At 39.3% G+C, this 2646-nt stretch carries 5 protein-coding genes; 1 reads left to right on the top strand and 4 read right to left on the bottom strand.

Annotated features, from left to right (window positions below):
- The coding region (locus KKA81_17465; GenBank protein ID MBU2652719.1) for a hypothetical protein at positions 1-280 on the top strand (280 nt) is incomplete at its 5' end.
- A gap of 15 nt (positions 281-295) precedes the next feature.
- On the opposite strand, the gene KKA81_17460 is transcribed toward KKA81_17465, so the two are convergent.
- The 4 genes from KKA81_17460 to KKA81_17445 form a co-directional block, all read right to left on the bottom strand.
- The gene (locus KKA81_17460) at positions 296-535 is read right to left on the bottom strand and encodes a four helix bundle protein (protein MBU2652718.1); all 240 of its coding nucleotides are present in this window, start codon (positions 533-535) and stop codon (positions 296-298) included.
- A 147-nt stretch (positions 536-682) separates the two neighbouring features.
- Positions 683-1381 carry a nucleotidyl transferase AbiEii/AbiGii toxin family protein gene (locus KKA81_17455; protein ID MBU2652717.1) on the bottom strand — a complete coding sequence of 233 codons (699 nt, stop codon included), beginning with the start codon at positions 1379-1381 and terminating at the stop codon, positions 683-685.
- Positions 1374-1943 (bottom strand): hypothetical protein, encoded by a 570-nt coding sequence (locus tag KKA81_17450; GenBank protein MBU2652716.1) that lies wholly within the window; start codon positions 1941-1943, stop codon positions 1374-1376. The genes KKA81_17455 and KKA81_17450 overlap by 8 nt, the downstream gene beginning before the upstream one ends.
- A 243-nt stretch (positions 1944-2186) precedes the next feature.
- Complete coding sequence (locus KKA81_17445) at positions 2187-2552, bottom strand: four helix bundle protein (GenBank protein ID MBU2652715.1); 366 nt, start codon at positions 2550-2552, stop codon at positions 2187-2189.
- Positions 2553-2646 lie beyond the last annotated feature (94 nt).

Genomic DNA, 2646 nt, shown 5'->3' with positions numbered 1-2646 from the left:
TTTATTTGCGGAGGGTAAGGAGGAATCGTTTTCCTTGATTTTTAATGTTTTGCCAGATCAGTTCCTTGAGCCAGGGCGGGACTTTATCACTCCACCGCTGCGGATGAAAGTTAAGCATCACCTTCTCCGGAAAAGATCCTTCCTGCACCGCCCTGATAATATCATCCGTCCTCCGGTACCTCCTTTTCAAAAACTCCGCATTGGTCACCGGATTCTCCTTCGTAGCCTTATCCCGGATATTGAAGAGATGCCCATCCCAGCGGTGAAAGGTGAGAGATGAGAGATGAGTAGTGAGTTATCTGGAGAACTTATCCGGGTTATTGATCATTGAGATCAGCATTTTTTTGACATAAATCCTTTTGGCCCAGGCTTCGGCAATGTTTGAGGTAACAGATCTTGAGGATCGTCTAATTTGATCAGTAAGGGAATACTTTTCTTCCTTGGGAAATTCCTTTGTTATTTCAAATATTTCCATTGCAACTTCATAAGCTTTCTGAAATACGATCAAATCCCTGAAACTATTAATCTGACTCATGAATAAACTTTTCTTGTGACTTTCGAAGTTAAGCATTTTCAATTTCTCACCTCTCACCTCTCATATCTCACCTCTCATATCTCATCTCTCACCCCTCACCTCTTGTCGTTTGTTTGCAACCTGACTGATGACTGATGCGGCTAATATTCAATCAACCAGTGGAAATTCCCTGTACAACTTAAGCATTTGCAAAGTTTCAGCTTTGAGTTTGCTCCTGACAAAAGCTTTCATGTTATTGTCTATCAGCTCACCAATGCCATTTAGCAGGCTTTTCGGGGGAATATCATCAATTCGTGAAATGCATTTATCCAAATATGCTTCCAGGGATATTTTCGTTCTTTCTTCCACAATCAATTTGTTAACCGGAGTTTTTTGAAGTAAGAAATAATACACATCAAATACGTCACGGTTGGTTAGCATGGTTCTGTCTAATAGCGCACAAAGTTTATGAGCAAACATATCGGGTTTGACCATAACCTTCATGGCAATTCCCAGAAAATGTTTAATTTCATATCTATCCGGAAATTCCCGGTTTGAAATCTCTATTTTTAGGTTCCTTTCCTGCAGGCCATAGTTAAGTACCAGTAAAAGACCAAAATACTTTTCTGCTTCATCGCGGATTTTACCGTGCTTTAGAACGATATCTCTGATTTTTTTAAAAACAGTATTACGCTTGTCCGGCGTTAAAAGATTAAAATCCAGATCTACCGAAAACCGGGGTAATCCATAAAAGAGCATATGAGCCGTGCCTCCTTTAAAACCAAGGGCAGTAGCCAACTCTATATCGGCATAAATCTCCTTTAGGAGGGTAAGCAGAAAAAACTTATGTCTGTTAATATCAAGCATTTTTCAGAAGCTTCTGAACCAGATTTGTTAGCCGCACGGATTGATATACTGGAAGTATTTTTACAACTTCTTCCTTCTCCAATCCCTCTAGTGAATCAAAATAATATTCCCTGGTTAAATAGAGTATATCGAGGAAGGCTCGGGCAGGGGTAGCCTGGCTAATTCCAATGTCGTTCATTATGATACCGGTATTGTTGTATATTATTTTATTTTTAATTTTCCTGAATACAAATTCACTCCCATCAATTGTTAACGTGCGGCTTAAATAACTTATGACTGTAATTTGTGAGCTGTATTGAAATATAATACCAGCGTTGCGTAAAATATATTCCAGGGAAATATAGGCAGGTTTGTAGATTTTGCAGGCTAACTCTTCAAGAGAATAATTATCCTTGGTATAAATGCCGCGACGCGGGTTCTTTAACTTACCGGAACGTACATAATAATTAACCCTTTGCTTAAGTTTGTTAAAATCAGGTTCATCAACAAGCATGGCAATTTCCTTCAACGAAAAAACCGTTCTTCTGTCATTGTATAGTTTATAAACCAAGTCCTGTTTCATAAATATGAACCAAAGGTTTTAATATTTCAGACCTACAGTTCTCAAAGATAGTTAAAATAAACGAAATTGTCCACTTAAATTGAAGAATCATATATTGATCATGCTTTCCATCATGCGCTGGGTTTCCAATGTAGGGTGAAAGTACGAGGGGACGAAGGGACGAGGGGACGATAGTACGACATTACGAAGGGACGAAGGGGGCGAAAGGACGGGGAAAAGTGTGATTTATTTTCTTATCAGGTTCTATTTTTCGGGATTTGACTGCATGCTGACAAGCATTGCGATGATGTGTTCGTATTTGTCATACAATGCTTCATGCGTTGATTTTTCAATGTATTCACATGCAAGTGCATAATCCAACCACACCTGGGACCCTGCCGCTTCACCTTCCGCATCATTCAATTTTGCAACAAATGACTTCGGATTAATCCTTTTTCTCCATGCTTCGGCAATATTTCCAGAAACTGACCTTGAAGACCTCCTGATCTGGTCAGTAAGAGAATAAGTTTCTTCTTTTGGAAACTTCTTTGTCATTCTGAAAATTTCCATCCCAGCTTCAAAAGAAAGCTGAAAAACATTCAAATCCTTATGCCTTCTAATCTCTCTCATAATTTCAGATATTATCAATATCGTACTTTCGTACCTTCGTACTTTCGTACCCTCGTACCCTCGTACCCTCGTACCCTCGTACCCTCGTACCCTC

This window comes from Bacteroidota bacterium (genome assembly GCA_018831055.1).
GTDB lineage: Bacteria > Bacteroidota > Bacteroidia > Bacteroidales > B18-G4 > M55B132.
The sequence above is the reverse complement of the archived record's forward strand: the minus strand, read 5'-3'. Positions and strand labels throughout refer to the sequence as shown.